The organism is Sphingomonas sp. LR55 (assembly GCF_036856015.1).
Classification (GTDB): Bacteria; Pseudomonadota; Alphaproteobacteria; order Sphingomonadales; family Sphingomonadaceae; genus Sphingomonas.
In genome coordinates this window covers 3,174,469-3,192,378 of the sequence record NZ_JASPFO010000001.1, presented here as the reverse complement: position 1 = coordinate 3,192,378, position 17,910 = coordinate 3,174,469, and the positions used below count along the sequence as shown (strand labels likewise).

The 17,910-nt window shown below is 66.6% G+C and carries 11 protein-coding genes and 3 pseudogenes; 4 read left to right on the top strand and 10 right to left on the bottom strand.

Translation table 11 applies throughout. The features are described from left to right. Nucleotide 1: 1 nt before the first annotated feature. Nucleotides 2-1,438, bottom strand: coding sequence for an exodeoxyribonuclease VII large subunit (xseA, locus tag QP181_RS15350; RefSeq protein ID WP_443027553.1), 1,437 nt, complete (start codon nucleotides 1,436-1,438; stop codon nucleotides 2-4). Here xseA and purD point away from each other — a divergent pair. From purD to QP181_RS15335, 3 genes and pseudogenes are all read left to right on the top strand, one after another. Continuing rightward, a pseudogene (gene purD / locus QP181_RS15345) lies at nucleotides 1,437-2,701 on the top strand (phosphoribosylamine--glycine ligase). The gene xseA and the pseudogene purD overlap by 2 nt on opposite strands. A 191-nt stretch (nucleotides 2,702-2,892) precedes the next feature. Continuing rightward, entirely contained in the window at nucleotides 2,893-3,696 is an 804-nt protein-coding gene (locus QP181_RS15340; RefSeq protein WP_333929078.1) for a helix-hairpin-helix domain-containing protein, read from the top strand. Nucleotides 3,697-3,892: 196 nt separating this feature from the next. Further along, nucleotides 3,893-5,065, top strand: a complete 1,173-nt coding sequence (locus QP181_RS15335) for an MlaA family lipoprotein (protein ID WP_333929077.1) — start codon at nucleotides 3,893-3,895, stop codon at nucleotides 5,063-5,065. 459 nt (nucleotides 5,066-5,524) lie between these two features. On the opposite strand, the pseudogene QP181_RS15330 reads toward QP181_RS15335, so the two are convergent. Beyond that, a pseudogene (locus tag QP181_RS15330) lies at nucleotides 5,525-6,878 on the bottom strand (hemolysin family protein). A gap of 127 nt (nucleotides 6,879-7,005) precedes the next feature. Here QP181_RS15330 and QP181_RS15325 point away from each other — a divergent pair. Beyond that, complete coding sequence (locus QP181_RS15325) at nucleotides 7,006-7,680, top strand: YiaD family glycine zipper/OmpA-like lipoprotein (RefSeq protein ID WP_333923732.1); 675 nt, start codon at nucleotides 7,006-7,008, stop codon at nucleotides 7,678-7,680. A 145-nt stretch (nucleotides 7,681-7,825) separates the two neighbouring features. Here QP181_RS15325 and QP181_RS15320 read toward each other — a convergent pair whose 3' ends face one another. The 8 genes and pseudogenes from QP181_RS15320 to QP181_RS15285 form a co-directional block, all read right to left on the bottom strand. Beyond that, nucleotides 7,826-8,173: a tRNA-binding protein gene (locus QP181_RS15320; RefSeq protein ID WP_333929076.1), complete on the bottom strand. Its 348-nt coding sequence runs from the start codon at nucleotides 8,171-8,173 to the stop codon at nucleotides 7,826-7,828. Beyond that, a pseudogene (locus QP181_RS15315) lies at nucleotides 8,160-8,833 on the bottom strand (glutathione S-transferase family protein). Before QP181_RS15315 ends, QP181_RS15320 begins: the two are co-directional and overlap by 14 nt. A gap of 350 nt (nucleotides 8,834-9,183) precedes the next feature. Then, nucleotides 9,184-13,692 (bottom strand): glutamate synthase large subunit, encoded by a 4,509-nt coding sequence (gltB, locus tag QP181_RS15310; RefSeq protein ID WP_333929074.1) that lies wholly within the window; start codon nucleotides 13,690-13,692, stop codon nucleotides 9,184-9,186. Next, the gene (locus tag QP181_RS15305; protein ID WP_333929073.1) at nucleotides 13,689-14,162 is read right to left on the bottom strand and encodes a hypothetical protein; all 474 of its coding nucleotides are present in this window, start codon (nucleotides 14,160-14,162) and stop codon (nucleotides 13,689-13,691) included. The genes gltB and QP181_RS15305 overlap by 4 nt, the downstream gene beginning before the upstream one ends. Then, nucleotides 14,159-14,455, bottom strand: a complete 297-nt coding sequence (locus QP181_RS15300) for a hypothetical protein (protein WP_333929072.1) — start codon at nucleotides 14,453-14,455, stop codon at nucleotides 14,159-14,161. Before QP181_RS15300 ends, QP181_RS15305 begins: the two co-directional genes overlap by 4 nt. Continuing rightward, entirely contained in the window at nucleotides 14,452-15,894 is a 1,443-nt protein-coding gene (locus QP181_RS15295; protein ID WP_333929071.1) for an NAD(P)-dependent oxidoreductase, read from the bottom strand. Before QP181_RS15295 ends, QP181_RS15300 begins: the two co-directional genes overlap by 4 nt. Before the next feature lie 151 nt (nucleotides 15,895-16,045). Continuing rightward, nucleotides 16,046-16,855 carry an undecaprenyl-diphosphate phosphatase gene (locus QP181_RS15290; RefSeq protein ID WP_132735088.1) on the bottom strand — a complete coding sequence of 270 codons (810 nt, stop codon included), beginning with the start codon at nucleotides 16,853-16,855 and terminating at the stop codon, nucleotides 16,046-16,048. Between the two features lie 50 nt (nucleotides 16,856-16,905). After that, entirely contained in the window at nucleotides 16,906-17,883 is a 978-nt protein-coding gene (locus tag QP181_RS15285; protein WP_333929070.1) for a complex I NDUFA9 subunit family protein, read from the bottom strand. Nucleotides 17,884-17,910: the final 27 nt, after the last annotated feature.

Below are 17,910 nucleotides of genomic sequence, written 5' to 3'. Positions count from 1 at the left end.
TTTACAGCAGGGTCGGCTGGCGTGGCGCCGGATCGGGCGCGGCCTTCGCCTTGGGAGCAGGATAGGTTTTGGCGGCGGGGCGCTCAAGGCCGGTGTCCGTGACCGCATCCACCACGCCGTCGCGGAAGTGAAGCGTCAGCGTCCCCGCGTCGCGCGCCGATTTGGCGGAGGCAAGCGTCTCGCCGCCGGGGCGAGCGGTAACGCGGGCATAGCCCCGGTCGAGGATCGCATCGGGGTTGAGCGACTGGACGAGACGCCACGTCGCGTCGAGCTGCGCGCGTTTGGCTTCGAGCTTGCGCTCCAGCGTGGCGGGACGGAGTGCGGCACCCGAACGATCGAGACTGCCCCGCGCGAGCGTCAGCCGCCGCTCAAGCCCGCGATCGAGACGCTGGCCAAAGTCGTCGGCGCGCTGGCGCTGAGGCCCGAGCAACTGGTCGCGCTTTGGCAGCAACCGGGCCAACGCATCGAGCCGCTCGCGACCACGCTCGACGTGGCGGCGCGCGCAGCGCTCGGTGCGGTTGCGGTGGCTGTCGATCGTCAGGCGGAGGTCGGCGAGCACCGGCACCGCGATCTCGGCGGCGGCGGTCGGCGTCGGCGCGCGGAGGTCGGCGGCGAAATCGCACAAGGTCGTGTCTGTCTCATGCCCGACGGCGGAAATGATCGGGATCGTGCACGCCGCCACAGCGCGGACGACGATTTCCTCGTTGAACGACCACAGATCCTCGACCGAGCCGCCGCCGCGCGCAACAATGACAAGGTCGGGGCGCGGCACCGGACCGCCGGGGACGATCGCGTCGAACCCGCGAACGGCGGCGGCGATCTCGGCGGCGGAGCCCTCACCCTGCACCTTGACCGGCCAGACGATCACGTGCGTCGGGCAGCGATCCTCAAGCCGGTGGAGGATGTCGCGGATCACCGCGCCGGTGCCCGAGGTGACGACGCCGATCACCTTCGGCATGAACGGCAGCCGCTTTTTCCGCGTGCCGTCGAACAGTCCCTCGCCCGCGAGCTTCGCCTTCAGTTTCTCGAGCAGCGCCATCAGCGCGCCGGCGCCGGCCAGCTCCATCCGCTCGATGACGATCTGGTATTTCGAGCGGCCGGGATAGGTGGTGAGCTTGCCGGTCGCGATCACCTCGATGCCGTCCTGCGGCACGAACGCGAGGCTCGACGCATTGCCCTTCCAGATGACGCCGTCGATCACCGCCTGGTCGTCTTTCAACGACATGTAGCAATGCCCGGAGGCGACGCGCTTCCACCCGGAGATCTCGCCACGCAGGCGGACATGGCCGAACTCGCCCTCGACCATCCGCTTCAGCTTGAACGCGAGTTCGCCGACCGACATGGCGAGTGCGTTGTCGCCGGCGACCGGCTCGGCTACCAGCCGCCCCATGTTTGCCACCATGTCGCTGGACAATTCATCGGAAAAGGGATCGGGCATGAACGTCCTGCTGCTGGGCTCGGGGGTCGCGAACATGCGCTCGCGTGGAAGCTGGTGCAATCTCGCGGCCTCGATACGCTGTATGCCGCGCCGGGCAACCCCGGGATCGCGCGCGTTGCGACGCTCGTGCCGCTCGATGCGACGGATCACGCCGCGGTCGTCGCGTTCGTCCGCGAGCATGAGGTCGGTCTGGTCGTGATTGGACCCGAAGCGCCGCTGGTCGACGGGCTGGCGGACTCGCTGCGCGCTGCGGACGTCCCCGTGTTCGGGCCGTCGAAGGCGGCGGCGCAGCTGGAGGGGTCGAAGGGCTTCACCAAGGATATGTGCCTGCGGGCCGGCATCCCGACCGCGGGCTATGTCCGCGTGAAGACCCGCGAGGAGGCGGATATCGCGCTTGCCCGCACCTTCTCGCTGCCGGTCGTCATCAAGGCGGACGGGCTCGCCGCGGGCAAGGGCGTGGTGATCGCGTTCAGTGCGGCCGAAGCCGATGCCGCGCTAGACGCGCTGTTCGCCGACGGGGAAGCCGAGGCAGTGATCGAGGAATTCCTCGAAGGCGAGGAGGCGAGCCTCTTCGTGCTGACCGACGGCGTGTCGATGATGCCGTTCGGCTCCGCGCAGGACCACAAGCGCGTCGGCGAAGGCGATACCGGGCCGAACACCGGCGGGATGGGCGCGTACAGCCCCGCGCTCGTGCTGACGCCAGCGCTGGAGAAGCGCGCGATCGACGAGATCGTCGCGCCGACCGTCGCTACGATGGCGGCGGAGGGCATGCCGTTCTCGGGCGTGCTGTATGCCGGGCTGATGCTGACGCCGCAGGGGCCGAAGCTGATCGAGTATAACGCGCGGTTTGGGGATCCCGAGACGCAGGTGCTGATGATGCGCTTCCAGGGCGATTTGCTCGCGACGATGCTGGCAACCGCAGAAGGGCGTCTCGGCGATATGCCCGCGGCGCAGTTCAGCGACGAGACTGCGTTGACGGTGGTTATGGCGGCAGAGGGGTATCCGTGGACTCCCAAGGCCGGCGGATCGATCGTCGGATTGGATTCTGCGCGGGCTGCGGGCGGCACGGTGTTCCACGCAGGCACGCGGCTTGAGGACGGTGGGCTGGTCGCATCGGGCGGGCGCGTGCTCGCGGTGACCGCGACCGGCGACGATGTCGCAACGGCACAGGCGAACGCCTACCGCGCGGTCGAGGCGATCGACTTCGCGGAGGGATTCTACCGCCGCGACATCGGCTGGCGAGAGATCGCGCGCGGCGCGTAATCCAGTCCTGATCCTCCCCCGCCAGGGGGAGGTGGCTGGCGCTTGCCAGACGGAGGGGGAGGAAACCCCTGTTTCGTTTCCTCCCCCTCCGTCACCTTCAGCGACACCTCCCCCTTGCGGGGGAGGATCGTCAGGTACGAGCCAGCCGATTTGATCTCGCCGCCCGCAGCGCGCGGCGCTACGGTATAGGAATGAACGAAACTTCCGCGACCTCCGCCTCGGGTCTCAGCCTGCTGCCCGACGGCATCGCCACGCTGACCGCGATCCACTTCACGATCATCGCCGTGGTGGCGATCCTTGTGGTGATCGGCCTGATCTGGGGCATCCGGGCCAAGCGCAGCCGCACGAAGGCCACGCACGACGTGATCGCCAACGCCAAGGAGGCCGGCGTTCCCCCCACGCCGATCGACGCTGAACCCGAAACGCGCACGGCCTCGCAGGCTCAGGTACAGGCGCAGAAGGTCGCCCCGGTTACGCCGCCCCAGGTCCAGCCCCCGGTCCAGCCCCCGGTCCAGCCCCAACCCGAGCGCCCGCCCACGGTTCGTACTGCCCCTGCGCCGATCGCCGACACGCCCGCCTCTGACGTCGCACCAACGCCGGACCGGATGGCCGACGAGCCGATCGCCGCGGCTGCGCTGCTGGAGGCCAGCCCGGCAACCGAAATAGCGCCGCCGACACCTCTCGAACCCGCTCCAATTGCGCCGGCGCCGGCACCGGTGGCACCCATCGAGTCGACACAGCCGGCACCATCCTATGCAGACGACCCCGTCACGCAGTTGAAGGGACTCGGCCCGAAGGTCGCCGCACAGCTCGGCGCGCTCGGCGTTGCGACGATTGGCCAGATGGCGGCGCTGTCGGAGAGCGAAGCGCAGCGCATCGACGCGCAACTCGGCAACTTCACCGGACGGATGGGCCGCGATCGCTGGATCGAGCAGGCGCGGCTACTCGCGGCGGGCGACAAGGCCGGGTTCGAGGCGGTGTTCGGCAAGCTGTGAGCCACGCGCTCGGACGCATGACAACGCATCGAAGGGGTGCCGCGGGCCTGATCAGTTAACCGCGACCCTCGGCGGAAATGACGATTGGCTCTATGCTCCACGCGCGCCGACGGGCATGTCGGGCGCGCCACATCTCGATGTAGGAGAGCGGCGGATAACAGGGCGATGAGTGCACATGCTGGTAACGATAAGCGCAATGCTGTTGACGGCTGCCCCCGTTCACGCGACGGCCGCGCCGATATCGTTGCCCGGCGATGCTGCGAGTGCAGCGCTACCCGGCGCGGTGCTGTCGCCCTTCGCGGGTGACTTCCCGGCGGTCGCGTCGATAGCGGTTTCGCCGCTTGCCCTGGCCGCGTCGCTTCCTGCGATCGAGATCCTCCCGCAGGGGCTGCCGACGCAGGACATTCCGCCGGTCGGCCCTGCGCCATTGGGGACCCCGCCTGCCCAGCGGACCCCTAACGACATCCCCAAGGACATCGTCGTCACAGGCCGCAAGGAGACCGCGGGAGATCCGTTGCGCGCGGTCAACGCCGAGTCGTTCGCGGTGACGCAGAAGGTCGACGACGCCGTGATCGGGCCGGTCGCGCGGACCTACAAGAACAACGTGCCGAGCCCGATCCGCCGCGGAATCCACAATTTCCTCTATAACCTGCGCGAGCCGATCGTCTTCCTGAACTTCCTGCTCCAGTTCAAGCCGGGCAAGGCGGCGGAGACGGTCGGGCGGTTCGCGATCAACACGACCATCGGCGTCGCCGGCGTGCTCGACATGGCCAAGCGCAAACCGTTCCACCTGCCGCGACGCTCGAACGGGTTCGCCAACACGCTGGGCTATTACGGCGTCAAGAACGGCCCGTTCCTGTTCCTCCCGATCGTCGGGCCGACGACGATCCGCGACCTGTTGGGCGGCGCGGTCGATCGCCTGATCCTGCCGGTCGGCGTCGGTCATCCGTTCACCAGCACGTCGTACACGGTGCCGGCGGGTATCCTCGGCGCGCTCGATCACCGGTCCGAGTTCGACCAGACGTTGAAGGACCTGCACGACAATTCGCCCGATCCGTACGCGGCGACGCGGTCGTTCTACCTGAACCGGCGACAGGCGGAGATCGACCACCTCCACGGCCGCGTCGAGGGTGATCCTGCGGGCATGTCCGGGCCACCGCCGAGTGTCGTGCCGTTCGTGCCGAGTGACCTGGAGCCGGGGGCTAAGCCAGTTTCGGAAGTACCGGCGGAGAGTTCCAGCGCGCCTGCCGTTGGTGAACCCGGAGTTGACCCCGCGGTTGCGGCTCCAGCCGTCGACGCAAAGACCGAGGCCGAGATCTCGCCCGTAAACGAGAGCGGAGGCTTACCATCCCCTTTCCGTTCGTGCTGAGCAGAGATCTGCGCGCGGACCAAGACCACGATATCGGCCGCCCTTCTCCGTTCGTGCTGAGTAGAGACCGAGTAGCTCCGTCAGGAGCGTATCGAGGGCTCGTATCGAAGCACAGGTTCCGAGCGCCCACCCATCCTTCGATACGCCGCTTCGACAAGCTCAGCAGCTACTCAGGACGAACGGAAGGGAATCAGGACGGTCTGCGAACCGAGCAGGCGGCGAGAAAACCATCAGTCCGCCCCTCAGGTACCGTACTCCGTCACCACAAAAGCCCGTCACCCCAGCGTACGCTGGGGTCTCCCAATTGGGATCCGTCGCGCGCAAAACGGGGAGATCCCAGCTTTCGCTGGGATGATGGTTGTTAGGAAGTCTCGCCAGCCGGAGCGGAGCGGATCAGAAGTATCTGTACGCCGGTTTTGCATCTGAACTTCGCCCAAGCACCCACGCCCGGCGGAGTCCTCAGACTTCGCTCACCAGCAACTTGTCGATGCGCCGCCCATCCAGATCGACGATCTCGAACTTCCAGCCCTGCTCGACAAAGCTCTCGCCCTCGCCCGGCAGATGGCGGAACACCGACAGCGCCAACCCCGCAACGGTGGCGTAATCACGATCCTCAGGTAGGTCGATGCCGAGGCGATCGGCGAGGGAGTCCGCCGCCATCGTCCCCGCCACGAGCAACGAGCCATCGTCGCGCACCACGACCGAAGGCGCATCGTCCGGATCCGAGTCCGACTTGAACTCGCCGGCGATCGCCGCGAGCAGGTCGGCGGGCGTGACGATGCCTTCGAAATGGCCGTATTCGTCGTGGATCAGCGCCATCGGCACTTCGGCCTCACGGAGCGCCAGCAGCGCATCCATCGCGTCGATCTGGTCGATCACGACGGGCGCCTTGCGCATCAGCGCGCGCAGGTCGATCGGCTCGCCGCGGAACAGCGCCGCGGCGATGTCGCGCGCCTGGACGACGCCCTTGACCGCATCGATCGAGCCTTCGCCGACCGGCAGGCGGGTATGCTGCGACGCGAGCAGCGTCTCGCGGATTTCGTCGGGCCCCCAGTCGCAGTCGAGCCAGTCGATCTCGGTCCGCGGCGTCATCACTTCGCGCACCGGGCGATCCGCGAGGCGGACGACGCCCGAGATGATCGAGCGCTCATGCTCCTCGATGATCCCCGACTTCGACGCCTCAGCGACGATCATGTGAAGCTCTTCGGCGGTGACGTGCTCCTCCGATTCGCGGTTCAGGCGCAGCGCGCGAAAGATGAGCGCGCTGGTCGAATCGAGCACCAGCACGATCGGCGCGGTGCCGATCGCGAGCCAGCGCATGACGGGCGCCATGAACGACGCGATCGCCTCGGGCGCGCGCAGTGCGAACTGTTTGGGGACGAGTTCGCCGATGATGAGCGAGGCGTAGGTGGTCAGGCCGATGACGATCGCGAAGCCGGCGGTCTCCGCGGTCGAGGCGGACAGCCCCCACGCCTGCAGTCGCGCGGCGGTCGGCATGCCGAGGCTGGAGCCCGAATAGGCGCCCGCCAGGATGCCGATCAGCGTGATGCCGATCTGGACGGTCGAGAGGAACTTGCCCGGGTCGGCGGCGAGCACCAGCGCGGCGCGCGCCCTTCTTGCCCGAACGCGCCATCGCCTCGAGCCGCGCTTTCCGCGCGGAGACGATCGCGAGTTCGCTCATCGCGAACACGCCGTTCAACGCGACGAGCGCGAGGATGATCGCGACGTCGATCCAGGGGAAGGGGGAAGCGGTGCCATTGGCTCGCCGCCTCTTTGCAGGACAACGGCCCGTCGCACAACCGTCCTTGCGCATGCTCGACATTACGCCGCCAAGATGGTCAGGCTCGGTTCAGTGCGCAGGCGGAACAATCGTCGCGACACCGGGTTATCGGCCGTAACGGGCATAACGCCGTCCTCATCATGTCTCAGGGAGATTATCTATGAAAACCAAGATGTTCGCAGGCGCCGCACTGGCCGCACTGATCGCCACCAGCGGCTGCACCACCGATCCAGAGACCGGTCGCCAGACCATCTCGAAGACAGCCCTAGGCGGTATCGGCGGCGCATTGGGCGGCTATCTGCTCGGCGACGTCGTCGGTGGACGGCATGACCGGACTGAGAAGCTGCTCGGCGCCGGCATTGGCGGTCTCGCGGGTGCGGGCATCGGTGCGTACATGGACAAGCAGGAGCGCGACCTGCGCGCGCGCACTGCCGGCACCGATGTACAGGTGATCCGCCAGGGCGACGATCTGGTGCTCAACATCCCGTCGGGCATCACCTTCGCGTATGACAGCGCCAACGTGCAGCCGCAGTTCCAGCGGACGCTCGATCAGGTTGCGGACACGCTGTCGCAGTACAACCAGACGTACATCGACGTGTACGGGCATACCGATTCAACGGGCAGCGACGCGTATAATCAGACGCTGTCCGAACGCCGTGCGCGGTCGGTCGCGGATTATCTGGCGGGGCACGGCGTGCAGACGGCGCGTATCGGCACGCGCGGCTACGGCGAAACGCAGCCGATCGCGTCGAACGATACCGATGCGGGGCGCGCTGCGAACCGTCGCGTCGAGGTGAAGATCGTGCCGATCACGCAGAACGACCTGCGCCAGTAAGGGAGCGGCTGCGGCTGATCCTCCCCGCCAGGGGGAGGTGTCGCCGAAGGTGACGGAGGGGAGAACACGGAACAGCCGTTTCGCTTTCCTCCCCCTCCGACTGGCAAGCGCCAGCCACCTCCCCCTGGCGGGGGAGGATTATTGTTTAGAACAGCCTGCCCCCATTCGGGACTTGGCCGGTCGGCGAAATCAGCACCACTTTCCCATCCGCGTCGGGGAAGCCGAGCGTCAGGACTTCGGACATCATCGGGCCGATCTGGCGCGGCGGGAAGTTGACCACCGCAGCGACCTGCCGGCCGACCAGAGTCTCAGGCGTATAATACTCGGTGATCTGCGCGGACGAACGTTTCACGCCGATCTCCGCACCAAAATCGATCCGCAGCTTGATCGCGGGTTTGCGCGCTTCGGGGAAGGGTTCGGCCTCGACGATCGTGCCGACGCGGATGTCGACCTTCTCGAAGTCCGGATACGCGATCACCTCAGAAATCGACATTGTCGTAGTGCGCCGGGGTGAGATCAGCTCCATCCGTTCGGACAGCAGCGGACGGAAGCTCGGGCGGCTCTTGAAGCCGCGATACCAACGTGCGGTCTGGTCGTGGCCCTTCCAGTCGATCCCGCCGAGATAATCGGTGACCGAGATCTGCGCGGCGGCCGCCAGATCGGCGAGGCTCATCGTCGCGCCGCCAAGCCAGTTCCGGTGATCGAGCAAGTAATCCATGTAGTCGAGGTGCCCGACCGCGGCCTTCATCGCCTCGCGCAGGCCCTTCGCATCGGGCGCGGTGCGGTGCGCGAGGCGCTTGACCATGCGTTCGTGGAGCAAGGGCCCGGTGACATCGCGGTAGAAATGGGTGTCGAACCACGTGACCAGCCGGCGGATTTCGGCGCGGTTGGTCGCGGTGCCGTTGATCATCGCCGCCTTCTCGACGGTTTCCTCGAAGAATTCGCAGATCGCCATCGAATCGATCAGCGGGGCGACGCCGCGCGACGCGTCGACCATCACCGGGGTCTGGCCGGCGGGGTTCATGTCCATGAACTCGTCGCGGCGATCCCAGGGCGATTCGCGCACCAGTTCGTAGCCGACCCCCTTCTCGCCCAGCAGCAGGCGCACCTTTCGCGAGAAGGGACACAGGGGGAATTGATAAAGCTGCCACATGCCATCCGTTTAGGCGGTGGGGGGCGGCTGTGTCACTAGCGCGGGCTGGGTGGCGTGGCGTTTGTGGCGATTAGATTTGTTCGCGCAGAGGCGCAGAAAGCGCGGAGGTGTTGCGCTTGTTGCGAAGCTCGCATTTCTGCAACGCGCGTTGAAGTGCAGAGAGCCCGTACCGGACGATACAGCTCCGCGTCCTCTGCGCCTCTGCGCCTCTGCGCGAAACCAACTTACTACACCACCCCGGCGAAGGCCGGGGCCCAGTTGGAAAGGTCGCGGTAACGAAGCGCCGTCCTTCGTTAGCGACGTCCCCCAACTGGGCCCCGGCCTTCGCCGGGGTGGTGTGAGGTTTGGCGTTACTCCGCCGCCACCAATTCCGCGCTGTCGTCGACCGGATGGCTCAGGCGGGTCAGCATTTCCTTCGGGACGATCTGCCAGAAATGGCCTGCCACCCGGTCCCAGTCCTCAAGCAGGCCCTTCGACCATTTGCTGTCGGTATGGTCCGCATGATCGCGCACCAGGTCGAGCAGCACGTCAGCCCAGTGGAGCGACTTCACGCGGTCCCAGGTGATGTTCTCGGGGTTGGCGCGCTTCGCGAACACGCCGTCGGGATCGTAGACGAACGCCATGCCGCCGGTCATGCCCGCGCCGAAGTTCGCGCCGACCGCGCCGAGCACCACGGCGATGCCGTTGGTCATGTACTCGCACCCGTTCGCACCACAGCCTTCGACGACCACGATCGCGCCCGAGTTACGAACCGCGAAACGCTCGCCCGCCTGCCCTGCTGCGAACAGCCGGCCCGAGGTTGCGCCGTAGAGCACGGTGTTGCCGATGATCGTGTTGTCCTGCGACGCCAGCGGCGAACTCACCGCCGGCCGCACGATGATCGTGCCGCCCGAAAGCCCCTTGCCGACGTAATCGTTCGAGTCGCCGAACACCTCCAGCGTGATCCCCTTGCACAGGAACGCACCGAGCGACTGCCCCGCCGACCCGCGCAAACGGATCGTCACGTGGTTGTCCGCCAACGTCGACATCCCGAACTTCCGCGTGATCTCGCTCGACAGTCGCGTGCCGACCGCGCGGTGCGTGTTGCGCACCGAATAGGTCAGCTGCATCTTCTCGCCGCGCGAGAACACCGCCGCCGCATCCTTGATGATCTGCGCGTCGAGGCTGTCGGGCACCTCGTTGCGGAACGTCGACAGCGAGAACCGACGCTGCGAATCGTCGGCATCGACCTTCGCCAGGATCGGGTTGAGATCCAGATCGTCGAGATGCTCCGCCCCGCGGCTGACCTGCCGCAACAGCTCGGTGCGGCCGATCACGTCGTCGAGGCTCTTCACGCCGAGCCGCGCGAGGATGTCGCGCACCTCTTCGGCGATGAAGGTCATCAGGTTGATGACCTTCTCGGGCGTCCCGACGAACTTCTGGCGGAGCGCGTCGTTCTGCGTGCAGATGCCGACCGGGCACGTGTTCGAATGGCATTGCCGCACCATGATGCAGCCCATCGCCACCAGCGACAGCGTGCCGATCCCGAACTCTTCCGCGCCCAGGATCGCGGCGATGACGATGTCGCGCCCGGTCTTCAGCCCGCCATCGGTGCGCAACCGCACGCGACCGCGCAGGCCGTTGAGCGTCAGCACCTGGTTGACCTCCGACAGCCCCATTTCCCACGGCGTGCCCGCGTACTTGATCGACGTCTGCGGCGACGCGCCAGTGCCGCCGACATGGCCGGCGATCAGAATCACGTCGGCATGCGCCTTCGCCACGCCCGCCGCGACCGTACCGATGCCCGCCGACGAGACGAGCTTCACGCACACCCGGGCGCGCGGGTTGATCTGCTTCAGGTCGTAGATGAGCTGCGCGAGATCCTCGATTGAGTAGATGTCGTGGTGCGGCGGCGGCGAGATCAGCGTCACGCCGGGCGTCGCATGGCGCAGCTTGGCGATGAACTCGGTGACCTTGAAGCCGGGCAACTGACCGCCCTCGCCGGGCTTGGCGCCCTGTGCGACCTTGACCTCGATCTCCTCACACGCGTTCAGATATTCCGCTGTCACGCCGAAGCGCCCGCTCGCGACCTGCTTGATCGACGAGTTCGCGTTGTCGCCGTTCGCGTAGGGCACGAAGCGCGACTTGTCCTCGCCGCCCTCGCCCGACACGGCCTTCGCGCCGATCCGGTTCATCGCGATCGCCAGCGTCTCGTGCGCCTCGGGGCTCAGCGCGCCGAGCGACATGCCCGGCGTCACGAAGCGCTTGCGGATCTCGGTGATCGCCTCGACCTGGTCGACCGGCACGCCCTCCGCGGGAAAGTTGAACTGGAGCAGATCGCGCAAGTACACCGGCGGGAGGTCGGACACGCCGCGCGAGAATTGCAGGTAGCTCGTATAGCTGTCGGTCGCGACCGCGGTCTGGAGCAGGTGCATCAGCTGCGCGGAATAGGCGTGCGTCTCGCCGGTATGGCGCTGGCGATAGAAGCCGCCGATCGGCAGCGTCGCGACCGCCGGATCGAACGCCGCTTCGTGGCGATCGGTCGCGTTGACGTGGAGCGAGGCATAGCCCTCGCCGCTGATCTTCGCGGGCATGCCGGGGAACAGGTCGTTGACCAGGCTGCGCGACAGGCCGACCGCCTCGAAATTATAGCCGCCGCGGTAGGACGAGATGACCGCGATGCCCATCTTCGACATGATCTTGAGCAGCCCCTCCTCGACCGCGACGCGGTGGCGGCGGAGGCATTCGGCGAGGTCCAAATCGCCGAACAGCCCGCGCGACTGGCGATCGACGATCGCGGCTTCGGCGAGATAGGCGTTCACGGTGGTCGCGCCGACGCCGATCAGCACGGCGTAATAATGCGTGTCGAGGCACTCGGCCGAGCGGACGTTGATCGACGCGTAGGACCGAAGCCCGCGGCGGACGAGGTGCGTGTGCACCGCGGCGACCGCGAGCACGCCGGCGATGCCGACGCGGTCTTCGCTGATCGCTTCGTCGGTGAGGAAGATCTCGCTCTTGCCCTGGCGGACGGCCTGTTCCGCCTCGTTGCGGATCCGCTGGATCGCCGCGCGCAGCTTCTCTGGGCCGCCGCCGACGTCGAACGTACAGTCGATCTCGGCGACCGCGTTACCGAAATGCGCCTTCAGCCGCGACCAATGCTCGCCCGTCAGCACCGGCGAGTCGAGCACCAGCACGCGCTCGCGCTGGTCGCGCACGTCGAGGATGTTGGCGAGGTTGCCGAACCGCGTCTTCAGCGACATCACGTGGCGCTCACGCAACGGATCGATCGGCGGGTTGGTCACCTGCGAGAAATTCTGGCGGAAGAACTGGCTGATCAGCCGCGGCTTGTCCGAGATGACCGCGAGCGGCGTGTCGTCGCCCATCGACCCGATCGCTTCCTTCGCGGATTCGACCATCGGCGACAGGATCAGTTCCATGTCCTCCATCGTCTGCCCCGCCGCGACTTGGCGACGTGCGAGTTCGGCGCGGTCGTAGCGGACGATCGCGTCCTCGACCGAGGGGAGATCAGCGAGCGTGTGGAATTCGCCGATCATCGCGGCATAATCCGCCTCGCCCGAGATACGATCCTTCACTTCGCGATCCTGGAGCAGGCGACCTTCGTCGAGGTCGACCGCGATCATCTCGCCCGGCCCGAGCCGACCCTTGGCGACGATCGTCGATTCGGGAACGACGACCATGCCGCTCTCGGAACCGACGATCAGCAAGCCGTCCGACGTTAGCGTGTAGCGGAGTGGACGTAGCGCGTTGCGGTCCATGCCCGCGACCGCCCAGCGACCATCGGTCATCGCCAGCGCGGCGGGGCCGTCCCACGGCTCCATCACGCTCGCGAGATACTGGTACATCGCGGTATGTTCAGGCGGCATGTCCGGGCTGGCGGCTTCGGGCACGAGCATCAGCTTGGCGGTCGGCGCATCGCGGCCCGAGCGGCAGATCGCCTCGAACACGGCGTCCAATGCGGCGGTGTCGGACGCGCCGGCGGGGATCACCGGCTTGATGTCCTCCGAATTGTCGCCGAACGCGAGGCTCGCCATCCGGATTTCGTGGCTGAGCATCCAGTTCTTGTTGCCGCGGATCGTGTTGATCTCGCCGTTGTGCGCGAGGCAGCGGAACGGTTGCGCCAGCCACCATTGCGGAAAGGTGTTGGTCGAATAACGCTGATGGAAGATCGCGACGCGGCTCTCGAAGCGCTGGTCGCACAGGTCCGGGTAGAAGACCGACAGCGATTCGGCGAGGAACAGCCCCTTGTAGATGATCGAGCGGCACGACAGCGAGCAGATGTAGAAACCCTGGATCTGCGCCGCGATCACGCGCTTCTCGATCCGGCGGCGGACGAGGTACAGCGTCTTCTCGAACTCGGCGGCGTCCTGCTCCTCGGGCAAGGGCCCGGCGATCATGATCTGCTCGATCTCGGGGCGCGTCGCCTGCGCCTTCTGGCCGATTACCGACACATCGACGGGCACCTGCCGCCAGCCATAGATGGTGTAGCCCGCCTCGATGATCGCGCTCTCGACGATCGTCCGGCAATCCTCCTGCGCGCCAAGATCGGTGCGCGGGAGGAAGATCATGCCGACCGCGAGACGGTTCGGCCGGACCTTGTGCCCCGACGCGGCAACCGCGTCGTCGAAGAAGCGCAGCGGCAGGTCGATGTGCAGACCCGCGCCATCGCCGGTCTTGCCGTCGGCGTCGACCGCACCACGGTGCCAAACGGCCTTAAGCGCATCGACCGCGGACTGCACGACACGGCGCGACGCACGGCCGTCGGTGGCGGCGACGAGGCCCACGCCACACGCATCGCCCTCGAATTCGGGGCGGTACATGCCTTCAGCGGCGAGGCGGGCGCGTTCGGTTTCGTTGGTCATGCCAACCATTCCTTCTTGTCGACGTAGGTGAGCGCGCGCTGGGTAGCGGCGCGGAGAATGTCGGTGGCCTGGACCGCCTCGACCAGCTTGGCGAACCGCGCCTCGCTGGTCAGCGGATAGTCGTGGACCAGACGATTGCGCAGTTTGACGACTGCCATCCAGCCGTCGGCGCTATCGATGATCCGCAACGACTCCATCCGGTTGGCAACGTCGCGGGCGTACATGTCCTTCGTATCCACGGCGCGTACCTGGAGGATGGTGCGGAACAGCCGCATCAACTGGTCTTCCAATTGCTCGACCGTTTTCAGCAGCGCGCGCGATCCGACGCGTCCGTGTTCCGTCATCGCCTCGAACGCCGTCAGATCGGTCGGCACGGTACCGAGCAACCGCATGTCCTCGTCGAGAGCGACGTTAAGCGACCGCACCCGCTCGCAGATGATTTCGAGGATGTCCTCTTCGGGTTCCGTCACAGCACGATCCCATCGCGATAGGCGATGCGCTCGAACCCACGCGGCGTACCGCCACGGATGGTGAGCACCACATCGACCTTTTGCGGATCGATCTGTTGAAACAGCCTGTCCTCGAATTTCCCGCGGGCACGCCCTTCGTCTGCAACGTCATCGACCTCGATGTGGAGATCGATGTCGCCGCCGCGCTCGCTGTCGTCGATCCGGCTGCCGAACAGGCGCACGACCGCAGTTTCGCCGAACGTCTCCGCAGCGGCCTCCTTGATCGCCGCGACCTCTTCGGGTTTCAGCCTCATGCCGCGACCTTCGCGTTGGCCGCCTTGGTCTTCAGCCATTTGTGCATCGTCGCGGCGACGTCGCGGCCGTCGCGGATCGCCCAGACGACGAGGCTCGCGCCGCGGACGATGTCGCCCGCCGCGAACACGCCGTCGAGCGAAGTCATCAGCGTCTTGCCGTCGACCAGTACGGTGCCCCAGCGGCTCACGCCCAGTTCGGGCGTCGCGAACAACGTCGGCAGGTCCTCGGCGTCGAAGCCGAGCGCCTTGATCACGAGATCGGCGTTCACCGAATAGTCGCCCGCGGGATCCGGTTCGGGCGCGCGGCGGCCGCTCGCGTCGGGGGCGCCGAGACGCATCTTCCGGACCTTCACGCTCGACACCACGTCACCGCCATCAAAGCTCTGGGGGCCGGACAGCCAGACGAACTCGACACCCTCCTCCTCGGCGTTGGCGACTTCGCGCTGCGAGCCGGGCATGTTGGCGCGGTCGCGGCGGTAGAGGCACTTCACCGACTTGGCGCCCTGGCGGATCGCGGTGCGGACGCAGTCCATCGCGGTGTCGCCGCCGCCGATCACGACGACGTCCTTGCCCTCGGCATTCAGGCTGCCGTCGTCGAACGCGGGGACGGCATCGCCGAAGCCCTTGCGGTTCGAGGCGACGAGGAAGTCGAGCGCCGCAACCACGCCGTTCGATCCGCCACCGGGCAAGTCCATCGCGCGCGCCTTATAGACGCCGGTCGCGATTAAGATCGCGTCATGGCGCTGGCGTAGGTCGTCGAGGCGCGCATCGTGACCGACCGCGAAGCCCTCGTGGAAGACGATGCCCGCCGCCTTCAGCCGCTCGACGCGGCGCATGACGATCGGCTTTTCAAGCTTGAAGCCTGGGATGCCGTAGGTCAGCAATCCGCCGGCGCGATCGTAGCGGTCGTAGACATGAACGTCATAGCCGTGCCCACGCAAATATTCCGCTGCGGTCAGGCCAGCCGGCCCCGCACCGATCACGCCGACTGACTGGCCGCGTGACTTGCCGGGCACCAGTGGCTCGACCCAGCCATTCTCCCAGGCGGTGTCGGTGATGAACTTCTCGACCGAGCCGATCGTGACGGCGCCGTGCCCGGTGAATTCGATGACGCAATTGCCTTCGCACAGCCGGTCCTGCGGGCAAATCCGGCCGCAGATCTCGGGCATCGTCGAAGTCGCGTTGCTGAGTTCGTACGCCTCGCGGAGGCGCCCTTCCGCGGTCAACCGGAGCCAATCGGGGATGTGGTTGTGCAGCGGGCAGTGGACCGAGCAATAGGGCACGCCGCACTGCGAACAGCGCCCGGCCTGCTCCTCGGCAGGTTCGACCGCGTAGCGCTGCGCGATTTCGCGGAAATCGTCGGCCCGCTCGTCCGCAGTGCGCTTGTCGGGATAGGATTGCTCCCGGCCGACAAATTTGAGCATCGAATCGTTCGCCATGATAGCCTCCGACAGCCGCGTTATTGCGCGATCGGAGGCTTGTCACGACTAAATCAACATATACGACAGCTGTAATGCCCTATATAGCTATTTTTTACGTCCCCTTCTTTGGCGGACATTCTGAACTGTAATTATTTGTACCGATCCGGACTTACTTGCTCAACAGCCAGATCAACGCCGCTGAACCGGCTACGACACGGTATAGCGCGAACGGGACAAAGCCGTGCTTGGTGACGATGCCAACAAACCACTTCACCACCAGCAGCGCCACGACGAACGAGACCGCCGCGCCAATCGCGATCGCGCCCAGCCCGACGCCACCGCCGCTCGCGATCGCATCGCGGTTCTTCAGCAGCTCGAGCGCACTCGCGCCCAGCATCGTCGGGATCGCAAGGAAGAAGCTGAACTCCGCTGCGGTCCGCCGCTCGACGCCAAGCGCCAGTGCGCCGAGAATGGTCGCGCCCGACCGGCTGACGCCCGGGACCATCGCCAAACACTGCAAGAAACCGATGCCGATCACCGTCTTCAGCGGAATGTCCGCGACGCCGCTGATATCGCTACGCGGCGCGAACCGCTCGACCGCTAGGATCGCGAAACCGCCGACGACCAGCGCGATCGCGACGACCTCGGCATTGCCGAGCAACGACTCGATATATTTGTGGAGCGCGAGGCCGATCACCGCCGCCGGAATGAACGCGACCACCAGATTGCGCAGGAACAGCCACGATTTCGGCTCGCGCTTGATCAGCCCCATGCCGACCGCCCAGAACGTCCGCCAGTACAATACGACGATCGCGAGGATCGCGCCGAGCTGGATGACGACGTTGAATACCTCCCAGCGGCCTGCATCATAGCCAAGCAGACGTGTGGCCAGGATCAGGTGGCCGGTCGACGAGACGGGCAGGAATTCGGTGATCCCCTCGACGATGCCAAGGAGGATGACGGTAAGAAGGTCGGTCAAGCAAGCGCTCCAGCGTCTTGGGTATCAGGCAGGCAGGGACAGCCTAAACGTCAGACTGCGCCGCGGCCGTCGAGCAATTCGGTCGGCGTCGCAGCGCGGGTCGCCGCACGACGGCCGAACCGCCCGGCCTTGCGAAAGCGCACCAGCCAGCCCGGCGCGACCGTCGACAGCGGCGTCGCCTCGATCCCGAAGGCCGCGAGACCATCGGTACCGGTAACGACATTGTCGCTCTGCAGCATCGTCCACTGATCCTTGGTGATCGGCATGCCGGGCAGGAAGCCGGCCTTGGCGATCATCGCGCCGGCAAAGTCCGGCAGCTCGACGATCGAGGGATTGCGGCCGATCGTCGTGGCGATCCAGCGGATGAGGTTACCCATCGTGATGATGTCGGGCCCGCCGAGTTCCAGCGTCTGGCCGCCGTACGTCTCGGGATCGGACGCGGCTGCAACCACCGCATCCGCGACGTTGCCGACAAACACCGGCTGGAACTTGGCGCCCGCGCGCAGCACCGGCACCACCGGCGCCTTGGCGATCATCCCGGCAAAGCGGTTCACAAACTGGTCTTCCTGGCCGAACACGATCGACGGCCGCAGGATCGTCGCGTTGGGGAATGCCTCAAGCACCGCCGCCTCGCCCTGCCCCTTCGACTTGCCGTACGCCGACGCAGACTCCGGATCCGCGCCGATCGCCGACACATGCACCAGCGCGCCAACGCCAGCCTTCGCCGCAGCCTGCGCGACCGCCTGCGCACCAAGCGCCTGGATCCGCTGAAAATCGCCCGCCAGCACGCCGACCAGGTTCACCACCACGTCCGAGCCGTGCACCGCATGCGCGATCGTCTCGGGCTTGGTGACATCGGCACCGACGAACTGCGTCTGGCCGAGCCCACCGAGCGGTTTCAGGAAGAACGCTTGCCGCGGATCGCGCTGCGCGATGCGGACGCGTGCGCCCGTCGCTAGCAGCGCCTGTGCGACATAGCGGCCGACGAAACCGCCACCTCCGATCAGCGTCACCAGTTTGTCGTTCATCGCCCGTCCGTCCACTTTGTTTTGCCT